We start from the raw sequence: 23,203 nt of genomic DNA, 5'->3' as shown, positions 1-23,203 counted from the left end.
TCCGGGCCCATGAGCGCATCCATCATCCGCCGCTTGTCGGGCGATTTCATCCGCCTGACCGGTGGAGCGCTGATCCGTTGGATCTACCGCATCCAGCTGGTGCATCCCGAGCGCCTCCCGGCGACGGGCGGGGCGCTGTTACTGCCTAACCACATCACCTTCGCGGACGGCTTTTTCATCACCGCCGCCTGCCGGCGGCATGTCCGCTTCGTGATGGACGAGGCCTACGTGGCCAGGCGCTCGGTCCGCCTTTTCACCAGCATTTTCCAGACGGTGACGATCCGCGTGAACCAGCCGCGCGAGGCCATCCGCATCACCATCGAGGCGCTGCAAAGCGGCGATCTCGTCTGCCTGTTTCCGGAAGGCCAGCTCACCCGCACCGGCGCGCTCAACGAACTGAAGCGCGGCTGCGAACTGATCGCGAGAAAGGCCGGCCACCCGCTCATCCCGCTGTGGTGCGACGGCGCGTGGGGATCGGTTTTTTCCTTCGAGCGCGGGAGGTTTTTCGGCAAGCGCCCTTACCTGAAACGGCCGGGAATCATCGTGGCGCTGGGGCATCAGATCAGCCCGGAAACGGCGGATCTGGAAATCGTCCGGCAGGAAATGTTAGTCGCTTCCGCGGAGGCGGTTTCCAAGCGCTTCGAGTCGCCCCGCTGGGGCACGCGGCTGCCCCGGGGAAATGGTGCCGCGCTCGAAAACCTGCGCGATGCCGACGAAGCCGCGATCCGCCGGACGTGGGTCAACGGCTACCAGATCAGCCAGGTCAGCACCCTGCAATGGCGGCAGCCGTTTTCGATTTTGAACGACGACCCGGTGCCGGCGAGCCTGCCCGGCTTGCGGCTGGCGTTTCCCGAAATGGTCCATGCGGCGGTGAAAATCCACGAGTTCGTGCCCGGCAAACAATCCGCGACCTGGGTCGGCGGCGACCGCCTGCGCGAGGTGCTCGGCCACACCCAGCTATCAGGCGCGATCGTGTTTTACGACTTCGGCGAGCACGCCTTGGATCCGGTTTACCGGGCGGGCTTGCTGCATTGCCCCTGCCTCGCCGTCGATGGAATGGTGATCGCCATGTCGATGCCCGATCCGACGAAACCGTGGGCGGATAGCGAGCCGCAAGCCGGCCACAAACCCGGCACCTGGGGGAAACTCCTGCCCGGCTGGTATCTTCTCCCGTCGGAAGACGGCGGCCTCCGGGCGCACGGCCCGGCCGCCCCGGAAAACGGCCTCGAACTCCCGGCGGGCTCCTTCCTCGATGCGGAAGGTTTCCTCACGCGGCCGACCCCGAAAACCCGCCGCTGAGATTACTCGGGCAGGACGGTGACGATGGTCGGCGTTACCGAAAAGACACGGGCTGCGGTTTGCCGGACCTGCTCCGGCGTGAGCGCGTTGTAGGCGGCGGGCAGGCGGCGGTATTCGTCGGCGGGGTGGCCGAACAGCAGATCGAGCGCGACGTGGCGGGCAATGGATGACGGCGATTGCTGTTGGATGGCGAGACCGCTGAGGACGGTGGAACGGACGCGGTCAAACGCTTCGTCCGGGATGCCGTGAGTGGCGATCTTTTCGATTTCGATGAGGATTTCCCGCCGGGCGAGCTCGACCTGCGCGGGCGAGGTGGCGACGTAGAAGGTGAAGAGGCCGGCGTCGTAGCCGAGGAACTGGGTGGCTCCGACCTGATAGGCGAGGCCGAGCTCCTCGCGGATGCGGGTGAACAGCGGACCGGCCATGTCGCTGGCGTATTCCTGGATCATCGCCAGCGCGTGGCGGTCCGGGCCGCTGACGGTGGTGCCGGGGAAGCCGATGGTTAGAACGGCCTGCTTCTTCGGCAGGTGGCGGGTATGGTGCGCGCCGGGCGTGGATTGGCTGGCCGGTGCCGTCCAGCGTTCGCCTTGCGGAAGCGCGGAAAATTTCCCGGCGATGAGTTCAAGCGTCGCCGCCGGATCGAAGTCCCCGGCGATGGCGAGAGTGACGTTAGACGCGTTGAAATGGCGTGAGTGATGGGCGCTGAGCGCGAGGCGGTCCAGCGCGGTCAGGCTTTCCAGCGAGCCGAGCGAATCGAGGCCGTAGCCGGTGCCGCCGAACGCCGCCTCGCGCAGGGCGCGGAACCCGGTGTGCAGCGGGTCTTGCAGGGCTTCCTCAAGAGCGGCGAGCTGGCTGGCTTTTTCCCGGCCGATCGCGTCGCCCGGAAGCGAGGGCGAGAGGATGACTTCGGCGAAAACACCGGCGATGGTCGCGAGATCCGGCGCGAGTCCGGCGGCTTGGACGAGCAGCGCGTTGTTGCCCGCGGTCGCGCCGATCGACGCGCCGAGCGATTCAAGGGTGACGGCGATTTCCTGCGCCGTGCGGGTGAGCGTGCCTTTAGAAAGCGTCGAGGCGAGAAGCTGGTTGAGGCCGTTAGTCCCCGGAGTTTCGGACGGAAGCCCGCCCCGCACGGCGGCTTGGAAATGGACGAGCGGGACGCGGTGGTCCGGGATGAGCGCGAGCGTGAGGCCGTTGTCCAAAACGTGGACTTGGAGTTCCTCGCGGACGCGGGCGGTTTTCGCGGTGCGGGCCGGAGCCGGGGCGTCGAGCGGATCGAGGATGGTGAGGCTGAGGCGGCTTTCCGTTAGCGTGGCGGCGGCGCGGCGGATATCGGCCGCGGTGACCGCTTGGATCGCGGCGAGATCGCGGCGGGTGAAGTCGAGATCGCGTGCTTCGTGCCAGTTGGAGGCGAGGTCCGAGGCGCGGCCGGAGGCGGTGGTCAGGCTGCGGAACTGGCTGGCGGCGATCTGGCGTTTTGCCTTGGCGAGGTCGTCGTCCAGCTCGGCGGCGCCGATGGCGGCGACTTCGGATAGAATCGCCTCGATCAGGGCGTCGCGCTTGGCGGGTTCGGCATCGGCGGAAGCGCCTAGCAGTCCTTCGCGGCCGGGGCCGGTCCACGAGAACGCGGAAATTTCTAACGCCAGCTCGCGCTCCTCGCGCAGCTTGCGGTGAAGGACTGACGAGCGGCCGCGGCCGAGGATGGTGGCGAGCACGTCGAACGCGGGCGCGTCCGGGTGATCGAGTGCCGGGGCTTTCCACGAGAGGGAAATCCGGCTGGTGGGGACGGCGAAGGTTTCGCGCGCGCGGCGCGGCCCGATCTGCGGCGCGTCACGCGCGACGAGCGGATCGCGACCGCCGCCGGGAAGGCAGCCGGCGGTGAGCTCGGCCGCCATTTTCCGCGCCTCGTCCGGATCGAAATCTCCGGAAATCACCGCGAAGCAACGGTCGGGCGTGTAGCGGGCGCGATGGTATTCGGTGAGGTCCTGATGGCGGATCGCATCAAACAGATGGCGATGGCCGATCACCGGATGGCGCCGCGGATCGTGGGCGAAGACGGTGGAGAATAACAGGCGTGAGGCGACGTTGTCCGGATCGTCGAGGCCCATGTCGATTTCCCGGCGGATGACGTCCTTTTCCTTCTCGAACTCGGATTCCGGCAGGGTGGGAAAGAAGACGAGATTGGTCAGGGTTTTGAGGAAAACAGGCAGCGAGGCGGCCGGCCCGTCGATGTAATAGACGGTGCGGTCGAAGCTGGTATAGGCGTTCCAATGGCCGCCAGCCGCCTGCACGGTGCCTGCCAGAGTGTCGGCGTCGAAGTCGCGGGTGCCTTTGAAAACCATGTGCTCGAGGAAGTGGGAGATCCCCGCGCCGAGGTGCGTGTCCTCGTGCATGCTGCCGGTGGCCACCCAGATTTGCGCGCTAACCACCGGTGCGGCCGGGTCCGGATCGAGAATCAGGGTGAGGCCGTTGGGAAGCGTCTCGACGGTGGCGGCGGTAGCGGGGTATTCCATGAAGTTCTGGCTTGGATGAAGGGGTGAATGACCTATAAGCAGCGGCAATGCAACGGTGGATCGTGATCGGTGTGGTAACAATGGCGCTGATGCTCGGCGGCGGAGTGTTTGCCTACTCGGCTTACAAACAGAACCGCCCGCATCCGATGTGGGTTCCGCTGCCGCTCAATCCCGCGTTGCCCGGCGAGAAGAGGCTGGAAATCGCCATGCGCCTGATGCAGGATGTCTGGAAATTCCTCGGAATCAAACCGCCGCCGCCGAAGGACGAATTTTAGAGATGGCTGACGACCTGTGAGCGGTCGAAGCGGGCCTTGGGCATTTCCGCATACTTGTCATCCTCCGCGCGATAGCCCAAAGCGCAGGCCACGACGGTCGCGTAGCCGCTGCCTTCGAGGCCGAGCACGTGGTCATAGCCGGCCGCGCTGATGCCTTCCATCGGGCAGGCGTCAATTCCTAGCAGCGCCGCGGACGCCATCAGCTGGCCGAGGGCGATGTAAACCTGCCGGATGTTCCAGGCGTGGCGCGCCTCGTGGCTCATCGCCTGGGCGAATCCGCGGATCATCCCGTCGAGCGGCGCGACGGCTTCCGCGCTGCTGCCCTGCACCTCGCACATCCGCTTCATCCACGCGTCGATGTCGGTGGAATCCAGATCCGTGCGCGCCGTCAGGACGACGTAATGCGACGCCTCGGTGACCTGCGGCTGCTTCCACGACTCCGGTGATAGATTGGCGCGGACGCCGGGGTCCTGGACGACGATGAATTTCCATGGCTGGAGACCGAAGGAGGACGGCGTGAGGACGAGCGACTCCTCGATGGCGTCCCAAGTCGCGGCGGGAATCTTGCGGGATGCGTCGAATTTCTTGGTGGCGTAGCGCCAGCGAAGCGAGGCGAGAAGTTGGTCAGGGGAAATGGTCATGGCGGCGCTACTGTTGCCCATCAATGCCGAAAGGCAAGGCGACTGAGGAAAATCCCTTCAACGCCAGGCTGAAAACCAGGCCGTATTCGGTTTGAATGCGGTTATCCACCACGGTCACGCCGAACCCGGCGACCCAGTTCCCCAAGTCACGGTTGAGGGCGTATTGCTGATAGGTGAGCGTCCCGTCGTCGAGCTCGTAGAGATGGTTCGTGCCAAAGCCCCAGCGGGAGTTCAGGGAAGTAAAGGACTCCAATGTCACCTGGTTGGAGTCCGTTAGCATCGGGTGGGAGCTCAACTGCCGGTAGCCGAGCGAGAACTTGAAATCCGGCGCGGGCATGAAGCGCAGCTTGGAGGTGAATTCATTGAATCCCGGCCCCCCGACGACGATGGGAAACTGGGTGGTGACGTTGAGCGCCATCCATGGTACCGGCTGCCAGGTGAGATCGTTGTAGAGGTTCGAGAAATCCCGCTGCTCCTCGGGGTCCTCGAGGAAGCCGTCGATGTAAGTGTCCAAAAACAGCCACTCGAAGGCCTGATTGTCGCGCTTGGTCAGCAGCCGGTTGCGCGCGCCCATGCGGACCACGTTCCAGCCCTGCATGTCGTCGATCGCCGAAAACCGCACCGGATCCAAGGGCCGCGGGCGGGTGGTCGGGGTGAGCCGGTCCACGTTCGGGCTGTTGAGGTCGAAATCATCGGTGGAAACAAACGACCAGGCGGCATACGGCTGAAGAACATGCTTGAGGCCGTCCAGCCCCAGCCGGCGATTTTGATAGGCACCCAGATCCTTGGAGAACTTCACCGACGTTTCCGCGCCCATGTGGAGGGTCGTCCGGTCCAGATCGCCGAGCTCCCAGTTCGCCGCGGCATACCGCGTATAACCCAGACCGGCCTGGGGGGTGACGTTCAGGAAGTTGCCGAAGGTCATCGGCATCGACAGCTCCTGATAGGTATTGAAGCGGGCGTAGCTCGAATCCGTCAACTGGGTGCGGATGTCGTCCCGTTTCGGATCGCCGACCGGCAGGGCGAGGAGCTTTTCGGCAAGCTGCCGCTCGTAGCCGCTGAGCTGGCCGAGCAGCGCCTGGGCCGCGGGATCGCCGGCGGCCAGGTCCATCAACGGATTGAAAATCGTCCCGTCCGCCAGATCCGCCGCTTTTTCACCCATGTAGCCGAGCGACGTCTTGCCCTCGTGCAGCAGCGGCAGCCCGAACCGCGGGCCCCGCGCCTGGTCGAAGGAAATTTCCGGCAGCCGGCTGTCCGCCCGATAGAAATCATTGACCTGGTAGCGCGTGAACAGCGACAGCAACGAGTCCTCGCCCCGCCGGTAAATCCCGAGCGTGTTGTCCGGCGCGTAGTTGGTCCGGTATTGGTCGAGGTCGAAATCCTCGAGGTAATATTGGTCACTCAGCAGCGTGATGTTGGATTCGATCCGCCAGTCCGCGTCGTCCGGGAAATCCAGCTCGCGGCGATGCTTCAACTCCACGCTGTAGCGATCGCTGCTCACCTCGCCGCGCGGGAGTCCGGTGGTGCTGGTTTCAGGCGCGACGTCATTAAGATAATAAAAACTCAGCCCGCTGATTTCGTCCTGGTTGGGCACCCGCGTATCGACCAAATCGACCCCCGCCGCCACGCCGCGTTTGCCGCGGATGTCGAGATGCCAGCGGGAAAGCAGCCAGGCGTCCTCGTTTTCCCCGGTTTTCTCGTTGTACTTTCCGCCCAGCATCATGCCGTAAGTGTTGAGCAGGAAAGGTCCCCAGCTGGACCGCGAGCCCGGGATGAAATGGTAGCCGAGCTCGGCGTTGAGCGGCTGGCTCAGGTAGGGCAGCCAGAAAACCGGCAGGTCGCCCGCGTAGAGCCGCAGGTTTTTGAAAACGATCTTTTCCTCCGGATAGATCGTGATTTTCCTGGCGCGCACCCAGAAATTCGGGTCCTCCGAGTCGTCCGTGGTGATGCCGGCATCCTCGCCCACGAAAACCTTCTTGCCGTCCCGGTCCTCGGCGGTGAATTTCCCCGCTTCCAACAGAATCGGATCCAGCCCGGCCCGCAGCCCGCGGGTGTCCATGAACTTCTTCTCGTAATAATACACCGCCCGGTCGCCGCGCTGCAGGATGCTTCCCTGATAGATGCTGACGTTCCCCAGCAGCGTCGCGGACTTGGCCTTGAGGTCCACCACCGCGCTGTCCGCGAAGGCCTCCATCCCGTTGTCGCCGGTGATCTTGATTCCCGGGCCTTTGTAATGCAGCCCGACGTCCTTCCCTCCCTCGATCGGCCCGCCGCCGTAGTTGCTGATTTGCAGGCTCTTCGGCATCGCGAAAGTATCCGCCCCCGGCATGCCGAACGGGATTTCCGGCTCGGGCACCGGCGTGATCAAATCCACCGCCGGCGCGCTCAAAGCCGCCTCCGGAAGGACTTGCTCCTCCTGGGCCCAAAGCGGCACGAACAGCAGCGGGGAAATGATCCATGCACCAAGTTTCAGCATCGGCGTGATAAGAGAACTCCCGGCCCGTGAAGTAAAGGGCGAAAGCCCGCCCGCGTGCTGCGATAAAATCCCCTTTCGCCGCTTGGATTTCATGCCAATATTCGGCCATGCAACCGATCCAACGCACCGCCATCATCGGAGTGACCGGGTTCGTCGGCCGCGGACTGCCCGCCCTGCTCGCGGAAATGGGCGTCGCCACCACCGGCGTCAGCCGCTCCGGAAAGGGCGCGCTCCCCGGCATCGACCGCTGGCAGACCCCCGAAACCCTCGACTTTTCCGGCCACCAGACCGTCATCAACCTCGCTGGCGAACCCATCGACCGGCGGTGGAATGACAAAAACCGCCGCCTGTTCCGCGAAAGCCGCGTCGGCCTCACCAACCGCATCGTCGCTGCTATCGCCAAACTCCCCGCCGACGAGCGCCCCAAGGTCCTCGTCAACGCCTCTGCTGTGGGCATCTACGGCGACCGCGGCGATGAACTCCTCACCGAAACCTCCCGCCGCAGCTTCGGCTATCTCGCGGATCTCTGCCACGACTGGGAGCACGCCGCGCAGGACGCGGAATCCCTCGGCGTCCGCGTTATCCGTCTGCGGACCGGCATCGTCCTTGGGAAAAACGGCGCTGCCTTTGAAAAACTCCTCTCCGTTTTCAAACTCGGCATCGGCGGCCGGCTCGGCTCCGGCACCCAATGGATGCCTTGGATCCACCTCGCCGACCACCGCGCCGCCATCCTCCACGCTCTTCTCTCAGAAACCCTCGCCGGCCCGCTCAACCTCACCGCGCCCCATCCCGAGCGCAACCGCGACTTCACCCGCAAGCTCGCCGCCGCGCTGCATCGCCCCGCCATTCTTCCGGCACCCGCCTTCGCCCTCAGGCTCGCGCTCGGCGAGTTCGCCAGCGTCCTGCTCGCCAGTCAGCGCGCCTTACCCGCCGCCCTCGAAGCCGATGGTTTTCATTTCCGCTTCCCCACCTTGGAGCAAGCGCTGGCCGATCTCGTCTGACCATCAAATCCCGGATTACGGGCCTTTTTTCACTGCGCCGTGACATGCTCCACGTCCGCAGCTGCGAGTTTAGCAGCTGCGTCTTCCGAATCCATAGCTGGCGTGCCCTCCCCGGAAACCACGATCCGCACGCTTCAGCCGTCGAGCCACCCGAAAAAGCCCTCCGCTCAAATCCCGCAGGGCCCAAAGCATGCCCGCAGCGGCAGCCGCACCACCTCCCATCTTTCTGGCGCCCTTTTTCGCTTCGCCCCGTAGCGTTCCTGGGATCTGGCGAACGCCTCGTTCACGAAATTCCTGCTGCCGATCACCGCGCCGTCCGTGAAATACCGGATCCGACAGCGCAAAACCTTCCCGATGGGAATCTCCCCGTCCCTGTTGCGATCCAACTTCGCCTCCTCTTTTGAAATTCCTTTGCGCAAGGTCTTGGTGATCTCCTTTCCATCCCGGCCAACAGAGACCGATGATTTTCCAACAGCTCCAGCCATTAGCAGTTTCCGCTATTCCAGCGAAAAATCGTTAGCCCATATCGAATCATCCGCCCCGCATCCCTTGTGCGCCCGCAGCGCCCTTACCAGGTCGGCTCGCGCCGTTTTTCCGTTGCCCTTCGCCCCGCCACCGATCGCCTCGCCGTAGCTGTTCCAACGGTAATCCGCCGGGTCCTTCACCATCCCGGCGCGCAACGGATTCAGGTCGAGGTAGGCGGAAATCGTCTTGGCCGCCACCCCGTTCTCCATGACCACGCTCTTGAACCAGCACTCAGCGTCTGAAGCAAGGGAGATCATAGAAAACATACCCGCCTGTGTTTGCTACTTATGCTCCGTTGCACAATGGCCGCCGATTGACCGCTTACAGGGAGTTCAACAGGATGTCCGGAGGGGAGCAATCAGATTAAAATGTTACACTGCGGGGACCGTCCCCAGAGACCGACCCCAGAGAGGAAGCCCTTCCGCCGAAAAACCGCAGTCAAAAGAAATCTTGGCAAAGCGGCCTTGAGAGCTACGCTCGCGGCGAATGAATTTCCCTCCGAAATCTCCCGCCTCCGGTCCGGCCACACGCTCTTTCAACGGCCTTCACCCCAAAAGCAATTTCCTAGCAATCAGAGGATTGTAAGATTCAGGGAGCCGGCATCATCATCCGCCAGACCCAGCAGGTGACCGACCAGACCCGCACCGAGTTGGAACTCAAAGTCGCTCCCGGTGCCGCAGTCGGAGAGGTGACGATACGCATGATTTACCAACAATAAATGAGCAACGCATGGAGAGATTGAAATGACCATGATCAAAGAAAACATAAAAATGAAACGGTTGACGCTATGTGAGGTTGCCCTATTGGGCGTGTGCTGGGTTCCTGTGTTCGCATGTGCCGAGCAAACAAACCCAAACGGCTATAACATGCCGCCCGCTGTAGCAGGCACGATGGGGGTGGATGAAGCGATGAAAAAGATGGAGACCGCCGTCAGCCCATCGGTTCTCGATGCCTTCAAAAAGGCGAATCCAGCGCCGTTATGGCTATTCGGGGAGGATCGTCAGTTGGCGGTCCGCAACCAGATCATCCCGGCACATTGGTTTGAACATGGCGCCAAACAGCAGGGTGCGTTTTCCGGCATTGCGCGACCCGGTGAATTCTACGTCTTCCAAGTCTGTGTCGTAGCAGGCACTGAGCCATGCTCCATTACAAAGATCGACCCCCGGCTTGAACTCGCAGGCTCGCAGGCTCGGGTGATCAACAAGACACCGGATAGCGGCGCATTCAAGGTCGGCTCTGGCACCGTGAAGCCGCTCTGGCTGGGAGTGCAGATCCCGGTCGATGCTAAACTAGGCACCTACCCAGGCGTCGTGGAAATTTCCGTCGCAAAGAATGCGGCAGAGGCTAGCAAAGGAGGAGATCTAACGAATCAAGGCCATCAGAGGCTAACATGTCGAGTCTCACTCACAATTGAAGGTGACGCGCTTGCGGAATCTGGCACAGGGCCTGGCGAGGCCTGGCGGTTGGCGCGCTTGAAGTGGCTGGACTCGGATATTGGAAAAAGCGACACGGAAATTACGAGGCCCTTCACGCCGATAGTGGTGGATGAGCAGACCCGGACACTTGATATTCTGGGTCGACGCATCACACTGGGAGAAGATGGCATCCCTGCCCAATTCACGAGTTATTTCTCCGGCAGTAACACCCGCATCCAGCAGAAGGGGCGCGAGGCTTTTGCTGCGGCACCTCGGATGGAAATCATGCGCGGCGCGAAAATACAAGGTTTCAAACCCCAAACATTTGCCTTCATCAAGAAAACCCCAGTGGGCGTGGAATGGACGGCCTCAAGCATTTGCGACAACTTGCAGTTGCAAGTGGATGGACGCCTAGAATTCGATGGTGCCCTGCACTTGAACATGAAGATGAACCCACCTGAGGACGAGACGCTTGACGACGTTCGCTTCGTGGTTCCTTGGTCGGAAAAGATTGTGAAATACGCGATGGGTATCGGCATGCAAGGTGGCAAGTGCCCAGAGCGTTACTCATGGAAATGGGATGTTTCAAAGCATCAGGATGCCGTTTGGTTAGGCGACGCCAACATCGGTCTGATGCTCCGGTTCAAAGGTGATAATTTTGAGCGGCCGCTCATCAATGCCTATTATGATTTCAAACCCCTTAACCTGCCGGAATCCTGGGGCGGAGGAGGGATTCAAATCGAAAATCAAAACGGCTTGACCCAGCTGACGGCCAACTCGGGGAAACTGCATATTCAAAAACAACCCGCTCACACAACGAACCTTGGTTTCAACATCGATTGGTATTTCACGCCATTCAAGCCACTGGACACGAAGGAACACTTCACCGATCGCTATTATCATGCCGGCCAACAAATCGGCTTGGAGAACACGAGCGAACTGCGGCAACAGGGAGTTGGCATCCTAAATGTCCATCACAACCGCCTGTGCAATCCATACATCAACTATCCCTACAACGATGACTCGCTCAAACATCTAACGAATTTTATCCGTCAAGCACACACGGATGATATGCGGGTTGCCCTCTACTACACAACACGCGAACTGACCCAGAATCTTCCAGAATTTTTCGCGCTCAAGAGCCTCGATGGAGAGATCATTCTTCCGCGCAAGGATGGTGTCAAATGGCCAGTCACGAATGCAGACGGCCCGCACCCGTGGCTGAAGGAACATGTTGGCATGGACATCGTTCCCGCTTGGCGTGAAAACATCGGTTATGAATACAACAAGCTCGACTTGTCGGTGATCACCACGCCGGATTCACGTTGGAATAACTTCTATCTGGAAGGCCTCGATTTCCTTGTGAAGCATGCGGGAATAGATGGCCTCTACATCGATGACACCGCACTCGACCGCGCGTCGCTCCAGCGGGCTCGGCGGATTCTAGATGCCGATGGCAATCCCGGGCGTCGCATCAATATGCATTCGTGGAACCACTTCAACGAGCTGGCAAAATATGCGAATAGTTCCATCGCTTTTATGGAGCTCTATCCGTATTACAATGGCCTCTGGCATGGTGAAGGATTCAGCGCGAACAGGACACCCGAGTTCATGCTCATCGAAATGTCAGGGATTCCCTACGGCCTGATGAGCGAAATGTTGGATGACTCGAACGACTGGCATGGCATGGTCTTTGGTGCAACCCGCCGCTGGCCGTGGAGCGGCGATCCACGGCCCGTCTGGAAAATCCTGGATACATTTGGCGGTTTGGCGGATGCCGAGTTTGTTGGATGGTTCGACCCCGCCTGTCCAGTGACCTGCGACAACCCTCAGGTCAAGGTTTCCATTTACCGCAAAGCGGACAAGATCATGATCGCACTTGCGAGTTGGTCGTCCAAACAGGAACGCGTCAAACTAACGATTGATTGGAAATCCTTGGGGCTTGATCCCGTGAAGACGACCCTGTGGGCACCCGCTTCTGGAGAGATCCAGTCGGAGCAAGTTTTTGCCGCGGATGCCGAGATCCCAGTCGAGCCAAACAAAGGCTGGCTGCTCATTGCTTCAGAAAAAAACCATTAAACATTGCTTCAACACAAACAGAGAATGGAACATTCAAGATCCCAGATAAATGATCATGGGGCACGCTTGTCGCAGCGTGTCTATCAACCCCCTTTTTCCCCGCCTCCGGTCCGGCCACCCGCTCTTTCAACGGCCTTCACCCCAAAAGCAATTTCCAAGCCATCGAATGGTCGGAAACTCTTGAAAGCGAAATGGAAATCGCCGCCGCCCTCAGTCAAATTGCGGTCACCCTCGCGGAGACGGACCCGAAACGCGCAGCCAACTTACTATCCGAATCCGCCATCCCAGGGCGTGACTTCGAGGTCGCCATAGTGCAAGTCATCCAACGCTGGTCGGCCCAATCCGCGCCCGATGCCGCCGAATGGGTTGGTTTATTCCCCCCCGGCGCAGCTCGCGAAGCCGGAATCAAAATCATCGCGGAACATTGGTTATCCAAAGATACGCCCACCGCGTTCGCTTGGCTGGATCAAATGGAGGATGTGGAACTCCGCAAGGAAACCGCACGAGCCATGGAAGGAATCATCCTCCAACAAAGCCCGGCAACCCGCGATGCATGGATCCAACACGCCAATCCCCAAATCCGCATCGAACTCGAACAACAACGCGATCAAGCCCTCAAGGATGTCGGCAACAATATCCAGCAAGGCCAGCAGGCATTGCCCTCACGGCAGCTCGCGGATGCGCAGGCGGCGGAATTGGATCGGCGATCCTTCACTTTCCAAGCAGAGGTAGCCTTCAGCCGGATCACAGGCGGTGCCGCCGGACACTTCCTCGCCATTCACCCATAGCCGCACTTCACCGTGGGTCGCACGGATGTAGTAGTGGTTCCACTGGCCGTGGTCCTTGCACAAGTCCTTGCGTGGAAAACTGCGCTCGCCATTGGGTGAGGTCTTGCCGATCGGCGTCATCTTCACCCGCACCGGAAACACATCGCCGTGGGTGGTGAACCAGTCGGTCTTCTGGCCGGCCTTCGCCATCTGGTCGGTGAACGCATTGTCGAGCACCTGGACTTCGATACCGTCCGGCAACCCGGGCTTGCCTGCTAGGGCAAGCTTTTCCACCGAGGCGGGCGTGGTCCAAACGAAGACGCCTGAGTTCCCTGCGGGTTTTTCGTGCATCCATTCGACGACGAGTTCGAAATTGCGGAGCGATTTCTTGGTCCGCATCACGCTCACCGGTTGACCGGTGCAGAACAAGATATCGTCTTTCCATGCCCAGGTGTCGTCGGCGCTGTTGACCTTGGTGAAGTCGTCCTGCGTCAGCGCGCGCCAACCGGGTTGGGTGTCGTCGATCACCGGCTTTGCCGGATCGGCGAAAGCGAGCGACGTCAGCAAGCCTACCAACAGGAAAAATCGTTGCAATGCTTTCATGGCGATGGAAATCATCCGTTGAGTGTCCAGCCCGCGCGGTAGTTGCGCTTGAGGAGCGCGTTGGCCTCGGCGTTGTTGGTGACGACCCCCTTGGCACCATCGTAGGCGATTTCGCCGCCGGAACGATACGCCACCAAGCCGAGCAGCATCTGCTCAATCAACTGTGAGTGGTATTCGAAGTTGCAGCACGTCGATTTCGACGGATCCTTGCAGGCGTCCACCCACTCCTGATAGAAACTCGGAATGGCGGGGAGTTGCTTGTCCTTGGCACGGGGTTTGAAGTAGCTGAGGTCGGCATCCTTGCCGGAGGGGATGAGCAGGCGTTGGTTGTAATCGGCGATGATGAAGCCTTCTGTGCCCTGGAACATCGCGCCGTGGCCGAGTTTTTCAAAATCGAGGAACGGGCGTGGTGAGCGCGGATACAGGCCACCCTGATGCCAGTTCACCCGGATCGGCCCGCGCCAGTCGTTGGCCGGGTGTTCGAATTGGGCCTCCAACTCGACCGGAGTCACATCCGGGTTGTATTTCTCGCCAGTTGCCTTGACCGAGGTCGGCAGTTTGGCATCGGTGACGCAGTAGAGCAGATCCATGAAATGGCTGCCCATGTCGCCCATCTGGCCGACACCCCAGTCCCAGAACATGTTCCACTGCAGGCAGTTCGACACCGGGGAGCCGGTGAAGTATTCCGGATGGTAGGGTCGCTCCGGCGAAGGGCCGAGCCATAGGTCCCAGTGCAGGCCTGCGGATGGATTGCCGCCGCTGGGAAAATAGCCTTTGCGGGGGAACTTGCGGTTGCCCCATGCGGTGGCCGATTTGAATTCGCCGATCGCACCGTCGAGGATCATTTCCTTCACCCGCGCATAGTTGTCCTGCGCGTGCATCTGGGTGCCGCACTGGGTGGCGAGTTTGCCTTTTTTCGACAACCAGTTGGCGCGCAGCGTGCGCGCTTCCTCCACACTCAGGGCCAGCGGCTTTTCGCAATACACGCTCAGGTTCCGGTTGAGTGCCCAGTTGGAAATGAATGCATGGTGGTGGTCGGCGGTGCAGATCACCACGGCGTCGAGCCCCTTGTGGTCGAGGCACTTGCGCCAATCAACGTAGGTCTCGGCCTTCGGAAATTCCTTCAAGGCATGGGCGAAGTGCGCCTCATTGATGTCGCAAATCGCAACCACGTTCTGCTGCTTCAGCCAGCCATAGTGGGCGGTGGCGCGGCCCCAGGCACCGATGAGCGCGATGTTGAGTTTGTCGTTCGGCGATTGCCCGGCAGCCCGGATCCCGCTCGGCAAGATCAGCAATCCGGCGGCGGAGAGCGTTGATTTTCGCAGAAACGAACGACGGTCGAGAGGATGGGTCTGGATATTCATGATTTGCTTCCTACGCGGATGAATGAATGTTCTTCCAGAGAACAAGGAGGGAAAGAATGAAAAAAACTCACATCTTTGGGGTCGGTCCCCGCAGCAGAACAAATGCGCCATTTTTCTTTGGGGTCCCCGCAGCAGAACAAATGCGCCATTTTTGATGGCGAAATGTTACACTGCGGGGACCGACCCCAGAGAAGAGCCGGTGACCAGACCGGAGGGCGGGGAAAAGGGGGGTGTTTCGCCGTTGAGGCAGCCAATGCCGATGCAGGCGGCTAACAAGGCGATGCCGATGCCGGTTGAAAATGTGGTCATTTGACTACGTCCACGTGGTTTGTCTGACGGACTTTTCCTCTTTTTAAATAGACCTCAGCGTAACGTTTGCCGAGGATGATGTAGGACTTGCGATCGAAATGGACCATGTGCTGGTCCGGCGACGAGCGATCCGTTGACTCAACAAATCCGGTGTTTGCAATCTTGCCGGGCAATGCGCGGAGGATCTCACGCACTTTGTTGATGTTTTTCACGCGCTCCGGTGCGCAGTGATCCGGGCCGCTGCCATAAAATTCTGCAAGATTTCCGACAATGAAAGGCAGCTTGTCGTCATTCAGGTCTTTTCTCACATCTGTTATAAGCTGGTGAAGCTTACTTTCATAGCTGTCAGCCAAGGAGGCGTTTACGGTGTCGGACTCCCCTTGATGCCACAGAATGCCTTTGATGATGCCGTTAGTATTGGCGAAGGCAGCTTTCTTCATCGCATCGGCATAGGTTTCGGTTCCCTTCTTCAATTGGTCAATTCCCGCGCCGCCCCAGGCAACAGGAATAAATCCTACGGTAACGCCCGGTTTGTCTTTGAGATACTCGATGGCGAAAGGAAGCCCCAGGCCGAAGCGGTCAGATGGAAGTCTGTTGTGAAGAGGATGGGCGGCAGGTGCCCATTTCATTTCCCCTTTTGTCGGCAGTTTGACGACATGCGGAACCGGTAATTTATCCTCCGGCAGCATGTCACCATACCCGGCCATGTTGGACTGCCCCATCAGGATGAAGATATGAAATTTTTCCTTTTGGGCAGGGGGATTCCACGACGTTGTGTTCTTGGCAGCGTCCTCCGCATGCATGGAAGTAGATATCAAGGCACACAACAGGATGTGAGGCAGTCTATATTTTTTCATATTTAATGTAATTGGCATGGCGGTTGAAAACCGCCGCCACATTTTTGCGGTCACACTATTTCTAGAAATGCTCTAATCGACGTTGAAGACTGTGAGCTGGCGCAGGTGTGGTTCGCTGATGGAGGAAGTTGCGCGGAAGCGCACCTGTGAGACTTCGGTGCGCGCAAACTGCTGGATGCGCTTGTGGCCGATCGAGATGCCGTCGCAGAGCTTGGTCCACGCACCGCCCGGCGTGAGACCCTCGACCTCGTAGGCGCGGACGCGCTCGCCCAAGGCGATGTCCTCCATGATCACGATCTGATTGATCGGCTGCGGTTTGGGAAGGGTGAGTTCAACGGTTGTTCCCTTGCCTGTCGTTTGGGCGATGGGCTTGGAGAAGCGGCGCTGGATCTCTTTTCCGAACTCGGTATAGCGCTGGAAATCCGGCTCCGGGACGAGTCCGTCGGGACCGGGGTTGGCGTTGAGCAGCAGGTTGCAGTTGCGGCCCACCGAGTTGTAATACATCTGCACCATTGCTTCCACGCTGTGCAGGCTTTTCTCGCCGTCGGGCTGCCAGAACCATTCACTGCCGCGGATCGGCACATCGCACTCGCCGGGAATCCACAGCTTTCCATCCGGATCGCCGCCGATTGTTTTCTCGATGGTGCCGCTATCGCTGGTACTCGCGTTGGCCGTGCTCCAGCAGGGATAGGGGGCTACACCGCGTTCGTTGCCGACCCAGCGGATCAGGTTGGGCGTGCCCACGGGCCCTTGAAACACGATGGCCTGGGGCTGGTGCTTTTTCAGGATCGGGACCAGATCCGGGCCGCCGTTTTTCGCGGGGATGGCACCGCCGTCGAACCAGATTTCAAAGAGCTCTCCGTAGCGCGACCAGAGTTCCGTCATCATCTGTTCGCAGGTCTTCACGTAGTTGGCCTGTGCCTCCGCATTGCCGCCACCGACGCGGCCCGGATTGTCAACGTGGAGAAAACCATTGGCGGCGACCGACGCATAGAGGCCGGGCTTGATGCCATACTTGCGGCAGGACGCCACGAAGTCGCCGACCACATCGCCTTTGCCGCCGCGCCACGACGACTGTTTGACGCCGTAGGGGTAGAGGTCGGATTGCCATTGCAGGAATCCGCTGCAGTGCTTGGCCACGAAGATCGCATACTTGGCACCATACGCTTTGGCAGCTTCCATCCACTGGTCGGTGTCGAGCTTTGTCGGTTGATAGAGATTCGGTTCCGGAAAGTCCTTGTAGGTGCGCCAGTTCCAGCCCTGCTTGTAGATCGGAATGTCGAAGTGGAAGAACATGCCCAGCTCCATATCGTGCCAGGCCTGCTGTGCGGCATTGGGTAAAACCAGACTGCGGTCGGTCGGTTCAGCGGCACCCAATGCGCGCTGCAGTGCGTAGGCCGCAGGCGCCAGCGCGGAAGTTTTTAGAAAGGATCGTCTGTTTAGCATAATGTAATTTTGTTAGAAATTATGGTCTTTTGCTGCAAGGAATTTGCTTTCTGCGGGAGGCCCCTGAAAGAGCCATTGGGTCGGACCGGAGGGCGGGGAAATGGGGGTTGTCGTATTCCGCATCGAGAGCCTCGGCTGAGACTGACGGATTCGGTCAGCTTTGCTTCCAATCACCGCGCACCGGGTGGCTCATGCTTTCATTGAGCGACTCCGGCGATACGATGCGGTAGGCCTTGGGATCCCATACGACTTCTTGCCCGGACTTGATCGCCATCAATGAGAGGTGACTGAAAGCATCGGAACGCACGGCATCTTCGATCGGTGCGATGGACGGCGTGCGCTCGCGGACGGACTCCACGAAGGATGCGTAGTAGTTGTTCCGATAGAGCACACGCTTGTCGCCTTCACATTCTTTCAATTTGAGCCACTCGGGATTGCTGGCCTCCGCTCCTCCGCGGTTCAGGCTTACCCAACCCTTGGAACCGAAGAAAGTGGTACCATCAGCCGGAACGTTTTTCCGGTATTGGCTCACTATGGGCTGCGCGTGATTGGTGCTCATGAAATGCATCGGTATGCCTCCGGCGAACTTGATTTCCACATCCCAGGTGGCGCAGTTGTTGAACAACTCATTGGGCGTCGGAAAATCCCCCGTGCCGCGGAAACTGACCGGGCCTTGCTGGTCGTAGTTCTGGCCCCAGATCGCGATGTCCAACGGATGCGCTCCCCAACCGGCGATGAAGCCAATCGAGTAATCGGAACAAAACCACGAGCCCGCGCTGGTGATCCGTTCCTTGCTGCAGGGTTTCACCGGCGCGGGGCCAAGATAGAGGTCGTAGTCGAGGCCGTCCGGCACCGGGATTTCCTCCAGTGATCCGCCGCCCGCGCCGCCCGGTGCCCAGACTTCGATGCGTTGAAGATCGCCGATGTAGCCGTTGAGGACCAGTTCGACGCCACGCTTGAGGATTTCCTGGCTGCGTTGCTGGGTGCCGTATTGGAAGATGCGCTTTTCCTTCTGACAGGCCTCCAACATCGCGCGGTTCTGATTGAGCGTGTAACCTAACGGTTTTTCGATATAGACATCTTTGCCCGCCCGCACGGCTGCCAGTCCGATGGGCACATGCCAATGGTCGGCGGTGGCGATGATCACCGCGTCGATGGATTTGTCGGCGAGCAACTCGCGGAAATCATTGTAGAGTTTCGGCTCGTGGCCTTGCGCTGCGAGGACTCGCTTGCCCGCCGCTTCGCGTCGCGCCTGGAACGGATCGGCGATGGCGACGCTCGTTGCGCCCTTCACCCCGAGGAAATTCTGGAGCAAACCGGAGCCTTGACCGCCGGTGCCGATGTGGCCAAGGCGGATGGTCCGGCCCGGAGCGGTTTCCTGACCTAGCACCCGGCTGGGGATGAATTGCGGGGCCACGGCTGCGGCGATGACTCCGCCCAGGAATTGGCGGCGGCTGTTGAGATGGTTTGAGTTCATGGGTGATTTGGGAGTTGTGATTTGAGTTTTATTGGCTGACCCATTTGCGGAGGCGTTCGGCGGAAACTTTGACAGCCTCTTCCCCGGCGATTTCCAGGGTCGTGGGGCCATCGAAACCTTGTGAGAGCAGCTCCTTGACGATGGCCTCGATGCCGACGACGCCATCGCCGACTGGAATGAGGCCCATGCCGCAACCGAACTGCTTGCCGCGCAGCGGCAGCATTTCGGCAGGCATGTCCTTCCAATGCACGTGCTTGATGCGCGAGCCGAAGGTTTTCACAAACTGGAGCGGATCACCGCCGCCGAGCCATGAGTTGCCGGTGTCGAGATTCACGCCGACGGTTTTCTCGTGGCCGAGCGCGTCGAGGATGCGGGACATGCCGTCCACAGTGTCGGTGAGGATGCCATGCGGCTCCAACAACAACTCGATGCCGAAGGTTTCCGCCCAGCGGATCGGCTCGTGGAGTTTCTCGCGGATACTGAAGAGCCGTTGGTCGTCGGTGAGGTGGTGGCCGAAGTCCGTCTTCGGGTCGCCCTCGGTGGTGATGACCTGCTTCACGCCGAGAAAATGCGCGAGCTTGATCGCCTTGATGATCTCCGCCGTGCCGTAACGGTCCGGCGAGGCTGGATCTAACAAATTAGCATGAGCGCAGACACTGGTGAGCGTGAGGCCGAACTCGTTGACCATGTCGAGAATGGTCGCCGGATGGGAATCAAGACTGAACGAGGCGGAGAAGCCATACTCGGTGCCGAGGGTGGCACCGTCGTGATTGTCTGTTAGGTCCGCGTAGTCGAAGCCGAGTTCGCGGATGAGTTCGAATTGCCGCCGCATGGGCGAGAACGGTTGGATGAGGGCGAAGCAGCCGATTTTCATGAGGATGTGGGTGATTCAGGGGTTAGCAGGCTTAACGAAGGCGCGGGAGTCCGTTTCGATGTCTTCTACGGACATCGGTTTGGAATGGATCAGGATGCGATAACGGAGTTTCAACGATTGTCCGGCGTCGAGGATGAGCGGTTTGTTGAACAGAACGGCGGGGCTGAAGTAGCTCATCGGCCGGCTGTCATGCACATACCATGGTGACGGGTGGCGCAGGTTATCGGGATGATCGCAGATGGCGATGCCCGCACCGGGACTGGAAAAATCCATCCACCGTGCGTTTTGCCCGTGACTGGCGGGCGCGCCGGTTTTCCCTTCGCTCGTGCGGATCGACCATCCATCCGGCTGGAGAACAAGCCTCGCGGACAATCCGGCGTAGCCACCATAGGGCTTGCCATTTTCCTCGTTCGCCAACGGGGTGCGCCCGAGATCAACCGGCGCGTTTCCAGCGGTGAACTCGCTGGTCCAATCGATCCGATACCGGCCATCGGCATCCGGTTGCGTGATGGTGAGTTTGCGGAGTTCCGTCATGACCGCAGGCTGACCGGGCGGGTGGTAGCTTAAGGACAGCTCGGCGTGTGCGGAGAAATCCGCGGCCGGCTTGAAGGTGGCGGACGTGAGTTCGGTTGTCCCTTCGCTCACGTGGGTCTTCGGGTTCTCCTCCCAATAGTTCAATCCGTTGATGAACTTCCATGAAAACCACATGCCGTGATGCCATGGGTGGTCCGCAGGTTGAAAGGCGGTCAGCTCTTCGCCATCCACGCTGGCAAGCGGGTGAAAATAGGATTTCGGCTCCTTCGGGTTCGCCACCAGCCGCCACACGGTTTTTTCACCTTTGCACAAGGCCAGACTGGTTTCGGTTTGCCGCCATGAAAGCGTCGGGGGTTCGGCGGACTCTTTGGTGGAGGGCCAATTCTTTGCCGGCGGAATGGTCACCTTGCCGCTGGCAGCCCACTCGGTGCCGCGCTGGAGCAGTGTCCGCCATGCGGAGTTGCTCATGCCAACCGCATCATGCCCGAGCATGATGGAGAAGCCGCGTCCACCTCCGGCTTCGGTGGAGAAGAGGATGTTCTCCGGCTTGCCGCTGCCTTTGAAGGCGGGGTCCGGTGTCACGCTGCCAAGTGCTTTGGCACCTGGAGCCACCAGGGTTTTCTGCCAGAACTCATCCCGGATCCAGAATGGCTCCAGTCCCCGGGTGATCGGTGAGTCCGGGTCATTGAAGGTCACCCGGTTGGCGTGGATCGCTCCATGGGATGTGCCGTCCTTCCAAGTCCCGCAGGCGAGTTGGTGAAACTCCGGCCAATCGTAAAACACAGAGCCGCCGGCATGAACGATGACGAGACCATGACCTTTCGCGATGTGATCGAGGAATCCCTTCTTCGTCGCCGCATCCCACTCTTTCTTTGCCGGGGCATTATTGCCGAAGGTGTTGAAATTGCTCACAATCGCCGCATACGGGGCAAACGATTCGGGTTTCATGTCCATCACACGCTCCTCGACATCCACTTCAAAGCGCCCGGATTCCTCCAACGTCGCCTTGATCGCCGGCGTGGTGGTCTTCCAATCGTGATTGTTCGCGCCGCTGAGGATGAGCACCCGTAACTCGGCATCGGCTCCCAGAGCACTGCCTGCGGCAAGGCCGATCAAGGCGGCAAAACCAATGAAAATGCGGGCGCTTCGTTGCATGAGTGAACGAAACATAGCGTCCGCCGCATCTCCAATCTTGCAAAGTCGCTCACTGGTAAATATTACACATCCAGGCATGAAACTCCGCACCACGTTCCGCAGCGCCAGCGAACTCTACCACGCGGATACCTGCGAACCGCTCAAGGCGGCGTCCACCCGCGGCGACCTGCGGCTGGCGGCGCTTGGACGCGGAAGCTATCCCGGCACCCGCCTGCCCAAAAACGATCTCAAGGAAATCCTCATGGCTGGCTACTGGAATGCCACCTTCGACCAGGACTGGGGCCTCGACTGGCATTGCAACGAGGGCCTCGAAATCGGCCACCTCGCCGCGGGATCGTTGCCGTTCCGTGTCGACAAGAAACTCTATCAACTCAAACCCGGCGATCTCACCATCACCCGCCCGTGGCAGCGCCACCGCGTCGGCAACCCCCATGTCCCGGCCAATCACTATTCCTGGTTGATCCTGGACGTGGGCATGCGCCGCCCCAACCAGCCATGGCACTGGCCGGACTGGCTGCTCTTGCCGAAAGCCAGCCTCCAACGCCTCACCGACCTGCTGCGCCAGAACGAGCAACCCGTCTGGCATGGCAATCGCGAGATCGGCCGATGTTTCGAGCGCATCGATGAAACCGTCGCGCTGGGTGACAGCATCGCCAACCAGACGCGCCTCAAGATCCTCATCAACGAACTGATTGTCCTTCTGGCTGAATTGTTAGAATCGCGCAACCCGCGGCTCGACGAAACCCTAGCCGGCAGCGAACGCACGGTGCTGCTGTTTCTCGAAAACCTTCACCGTCGGCTCGACGAGCCGTGGACGCTTGACTCGATGGCGGAAGCCTGTGGCCTCGGACGCACGCATTTCGCCCATTACTGCCGGAAACTCGTCAATGTCCCGCCGATGGAACACCTCACGCGCCGCCGCCTGGAAGCCGCCGCGCAATTGTTGCTAGATCAGCGGGAAGCGAGCATCACCGAGATCGCATTCCGCTGCGGTTTCCAATCCAGCCAGTATTTCGCCAGAGTGTTCCGCGAGCGCCACAGCCACTCGCCCAGCGAGCACCGCAAGATTCATCTCACACCAACCCGTCCTTGCGCGCCTGTTTCCAGTAGGCGTATTCCGAGCGGTTGAAATCGATGTATTCGGGCGAGAGGTCGCTGGAATACATCGTGTAGTCGGCATCGCCTTGGTTGAGGTTGATGACGATCTCAAATTCCGGCTCGGCGACGGCGGCGCGCAGCGCATCCATCGGCGTATCCGCCTGCAAGCCGCCGAGGCAAGCAGCCTTGCCGCCGATGTGAATGTCCACAAGCTCCTCACGGATGCGGGCGGTGGAGTAGCCGACAGCATGGATGATGCGGCCCCAATTCGGATCGCCGCCATTCCATGAGGATTTCACCAACGCGGATTTGCACACGGCTTCCGCGACTTTTTTGGCATCCAGATAGGTGCGTCTTTGGGGTCAGTAGTATCAGATCGAACCAAGTGGTTTTTTTGATTTTTTCTGAAGGTTGGATTTGGGCGTGAGGATGCCTGCCAGATCGGGAGTTGCGATTTGGCCGGGCTGAGATTTGGACCTCTTGGTTTGTTGGCTTCCG

18 protein-coding genes are annotated in these 23,203 nt (G+C 60.2%); 5 read left to right on the top strand and 13 right to left on the bottom strand.

Annotation, left to right across the window (positions count from 1 at the left end):
- Positions 1-9 precede the first annotated feature (9 nt).
- Complete coding sequence (locus AC4DF4_RS01250; protein WP_490046291.1) at positions 10-1,299, top strand: 1-acyl-sn-glycerol-3-phosphate acyltransferase; 1,290 nt, start codon at positions 10-12, stop codon at positions 1,297-1,299.
- A 2-nt stretch (positions 1,300-1,301) separates the two neighbouring features.
- Here AC4DF4_RS01250 and AC4DF4_RS01245 read toward each other — a convergent pair whose 3' ends face one another.
- Complete coding sequence (locus AC4DF4_RS01245) at positions 1,302-3,809, bottom strand: M16 family metallopeptidase (protein ID WP_490046290.1); 2,508 nt, start codon at positions 3,807-3,809, stop codon at positions 1,302-1,304.
- A gap of 47 nt (positions 3,810-3,856) precedes the next feature.
- On the opposite strand from AC4DF4_RS01245, the gene AC4DF4_RS01240 reads away from it, so the two are divergent.
- A complete protein-coding gene (locus tag AC4DF4_RS01240; RefSeq protein ID WP_490046289.1) occupies positions 3,857-4,084 on the top strand; it encodes a hypothetical protein in 228 nt (75 codons plus the stop codon).
- Here AC4DF4_RS01240 and AC4DF4_RS01235 read toward each other — a convergent pair.
- Together AC4DF4_RS01235 and AC4DF4_RS01230 are read right to left on the bottom strand one after the other, a co-directional pair.
- Positions 4,081-4,725 carry an NAD(P)H-dependent oxidoreductase gene (locus tag AC4DF4_RS01235; protein ID WP_490046288.1) on the bottom strand — a complete coding sequence of 215 codons (645 nt, stop codon included), beginning with the start codon at positions 4,723-4,725 and terminating at the stop codon, positions 4,081-4,083. The two genes, AC4DF4_RS01240 and AC4DF4_RS01235, sit on opposite strands and share 4 nt — an antisense overlap.
- 7 nt (positions 4,726-4,732) lie before the next feature.
- Entirely contained in the window at positions 4,733-7,201 is a 2,469-nt protein-coding gene (locus AC4DF4_RS01230) for an LPS-assembly protein LptD (protein WP_490046287.1), read from the bottom strand.
- Between the two features lie 107 nt (positions 7,202-7,308).
- Here AC4DF4_RS01230 and AC4DF4_RS01225 point away from each other — a divergent pair, with 107 nt between their 5' ends.
- Positions 7,309-8,202, top strand: coding sequence for a TIGR01777 family oxidoreductase (locus AC4DF4_RS01225; RefSeq protein ID WP_490046286.1), 894 nt, complete (start codon positions 7,309-7,311; stop codon positions 8,200-8,202).
- Between the two features lie 497 nt (positions 8,203-8,699).
- Here the strand turns inward: AC4DF4_RS01225 and AC4DF4_RS01220 are convergent, their stop codons facing one another.
- On the bottom strand, positions 8,700-8,984 hold the full coding sequence (locus AC4DF4_RS01220) for a hypothetical protein (RefSeq protein ID WP_490046285.1): 285 nt from the start codon (positions 8,982-8,984) through the stop codon (positions 8,700-8,702).
- A gap of 492 nt (positions 8,985-9,476) precedes the next feature.
- Between AC4DF4_RS01220 and AC4DF4_RS01215 the strand changes: the two genes are divergently transcribed.
- Positions 9,477-12,221 carry a hypothetical protein gene (locus tag AC4DF4_RS01215; protein ID WP_490046284.1) on the top strand — a complete coding sequence of 915 codons (2,745 nt, stop codon included), beginning with the start codon at positions 9,477-9,479 and terminating at the stop codon, positions 12,219-12,221.
- Between the two features lie 662 nt (positions 12,222-12,883).
- Here AC4DF4_RS01215 and AC4DF4_RS01210 read toward each other — a convergent pair.
- The 8 genes from AC4DF4_RS01210 to AC4DF4_RS01175 all read right to left on the bottom strand — a co-directional run bounded on the left by AC4DF4_RS01210 (position 12,884) and on the right by AC4DF4_RS01175 (position 21,607).
- Positions 12,884-13,591, bottom strand: coding sequence for a 3-keto-disaccharide hydrolase (locus AC4DF4_RS01210; protein ID WP_490046283.1), 708 nt, complete (start codon positions 13,589-13,591; stop codon positions 12,884-12,886).
- A gap of 11 nt (positions 13,592-13,602) precedes the next feature.
- Positions 13,603-14,955 carry a Gfo/Idh/MocA family protein gene (locus tag AC4DF4_RS01205; RefSeq protein WP_490046282.1) on the bottom strand — a complete coding sequence of 451 codons (1,353 nt, stop codon included), beginning with the start codon at positions 14,953-14,955 and terminating at the stop codon, positions 13,603-13,605.
- A gap of 165 nt (positions 14,956-15,120) precedes the next feature.
- Entirely contained in the window at positions 15,121-15,264 is a 144-nt protein-coding gene (locus AC4DF4_RS01200; protein ID WP_490046281.1) for a hypothetical protein, read from the bottom strand.
- Positions 15,261-16,139, bottom strand: coding sequence for a sialate O-acetylesterase (locus AC4DF4_RS01195; protein WP_490046280.1), 879 nt, complete (start codon positions 16,137-16,139; stop codon positions 15,261-15,263). Before AC4DF4_RS01195 ends, AC4DF4_RS01200 begins: the two co-directional genes overlap by 4 nt.
- Positions 16,140-16,193: 54 nt before the next feature.
- Positions 16,194-17,567: an alpha-L-fucosidase gene (locus AC4DF4_RS01190; protein ID WP_490046279.1), complete on the bottom strand. Its 1,374-nt coding sequence runs from the start codon at positions 17,565-17,567 to the stop codon at positions 16,194-16,196.
- A gap of 154 nt (positions 17,568-17,721) precedes the next feature.
- Complete coding sequence (locus AC4DF4_RS01185; RefSeq protein WP_490046278.1) at positions 17,722-19,044, bottom strand: Gfo/Idh/MocA family protein; 1,323 nt, start codon at positions 19,042-19,044, stop codon at positions 17,722-17,724.
- A gap of 28 nt (positions 19,045-19,072) precedes the next feature.
- Entirely contained in the window at positions 19,073-19,918 is an 846-nt protein-coding gene (locus AC4DF4_RS01180; protein ID WP_490046277.1) for a sugar phosphate isomerase/epimerase family protein, read from the bottom strand.
- 15 nt (positions 19,919-19,933) lie between these two features.
- Positions 19,934-21,607, bottom strand: a complete 1,674-nt coding sequence (locus tag AC4DF4_RS01175) for a DUF6807 family protein (RefSeq protein ID WP_490046276.1) — start codon at positions 21,605-21,607, stop codon at positions 19,934-19,936.
- A 76-nt stretch (positions 21,608-21,683) separates the two neighbouring features.
- Between AC4DF4_RS01175 and AC4DF4_RS01170 the strand changes: the two genes are divergently transcribed.
- Positions 21,684-22,736 (top strand): helix-turn-helix domain-containing protein, encoded by a 1,053-nt coding sequence (locus AC4DF4_RS01170; protein ID WP_490046275.1) that lies wholly within the window; start codon positions 21,684-21,686, stop codon positions 22,734-22,736.
- On the opposite strand, the gene AC4DF4_RS01165 is transcribed toward AC4DF4_RS01170, so the two are convergent.
- On the bottom strand, positions 22,681-23,004 hold the full coding sequence (locus AC4DF4_RS01165) for a bifunctional ornithine acetyltransferase/N-acetylglutamate synthase (RefSeq protein WP_490046274.1): 324 nt from the start codon (positions 23,002-23,004) through the stop codon (positions 22,681-22,683). The genes AC4DF4_RS01170 and AC4DF4_RS01165 overlap by 56 nt on opposite strands.
- Between the last annotated feature and the right edge of the window lie 199 nt (positions 23,005-23,203).

Source organism: Luteolibacter sp., assembly GCF_058122085.1.
Note: the sequence above shows the minus strand (reverse complement) of the source record. Positions and strands in the feature narration are given on the sequence as shown.

Coding starts and splice junctions, on each gene's coding strand:
- AC4DF4_RS01185 (WP_490046278.1), bottom strand. CDS start 19,044: ATGAACTCAAACCATCTCAACAGCCGCCGCCAATTCCTGGGCGGAGTC.
- AC4DF4_RS01235 (WP_490046288.1), bottom strand. CDS start 4,725: ATGACCATTTCCCCTGACCAACTTCTCGCCTCGCTTCGCTGGCGCTAC.
- AC4DF4_RS01190 (WP_490046279.1), bottom strand. CDS start 17,567: ATGCTAAACAGACGATCCTTTCTAAAAACTTCCGCGCTGGCGCCTGCG.
- AC4DF4_RS01170 (WP_490046275.1), top strand. CDS start 21,684: ATGAAACTCCGCACCACGTTCCGCAGCGCCAGCGAACTCTACCACGCG.
- AC4DF4_RS01200 (WP_490046281.1), bottom strand. CDS start 15,264: ATGACCACATTTTCAACCGGCATCGGCATCGCCTTGTTAGCCGCCTGC.
- AC4DF4_RS01230 (WP_490046287.1), bottom strand. CDS start 7,201: ATGCTGAAACTTGGTGCATGGATCATTTCCCCGCTGCTGTTCGTGCCG.
- AC4DF4_RS01245 (WP_490046290.1), bottom strand. CDS start 3,809: ATGGAATACCCCGCTACCGCCGCCACCGTCGAGACGCTTCCCAACGGC.
- AC4DF4_RS01250 (WP_490046291.1), top strand. CDS start 10: ATGAGCGCATCCATCATCCGCCGCTTGTCGGGCGATTTCATCCGCCTG.
- AC4DF4_RS01205 (WP_490046282.1), bottom strand. CDS start 14,955: ATGAATATCCAGACCCATCCTCTCGACCGTCGTTCGTTTCTGCGAAAA.
- AC4DF4_RS01210 (WP_490046283.1), bottom strand. CDS start 13,591: ATGAAAGCATTGCAACGATTTTTCCTGTTGGTAGGCTTGCTGACGTCG.
- AC4DF4_RS01220 (WP_490046285.1), bottom strand. CDS start 8,984: ATGATCTCCCTTGCTTCAGACGCTGAGTGCTGGTTCAAGAGCGTGGTC.
- AC4DF4_RS01240 (WP_490046289.1), top strand. CDS start 3,857: ATGCAACGGTGGATCGTGATCGGTGTGGTAACAATGGCGCTGATGCTC.
- AC4DF4_RS01195 (WP_490046280.1), bottom strand. CDS start 16,139: ATGCCAATTACATTAAATATGAAAAAATATAGACTGCCTCACATCCTG.
- AC4DF4_RS01225 (WP_490046286.1), top strand. CDS start 7,309: ATGCAACCGATCCAACGCACCGCCATCATCGGAGTGACCGGGTTCGTC.
- AC4DF4_RS01215 (WP_490046284.1), top strand. CDS start 9,477: ATGATCAAAGAAAACATAAAAATGAAACGGTTGACGCTATGTGAGGTT.
- AC4DF4_RS01175 (WP_490046276.1), bottom strand. CDS start 21,607: ATGCAACGAAGCGCCCGCATTTTCATTGGTTTTGCCGCCTTGATCGGC.
- AC4DF4_RS01180 (WP_490046277.1), bottom strand. CDS start 19,918: ATGAAAATCGGCTGCTTCGCCCTCATCCAACCGTTCTCGCCCATGCGG.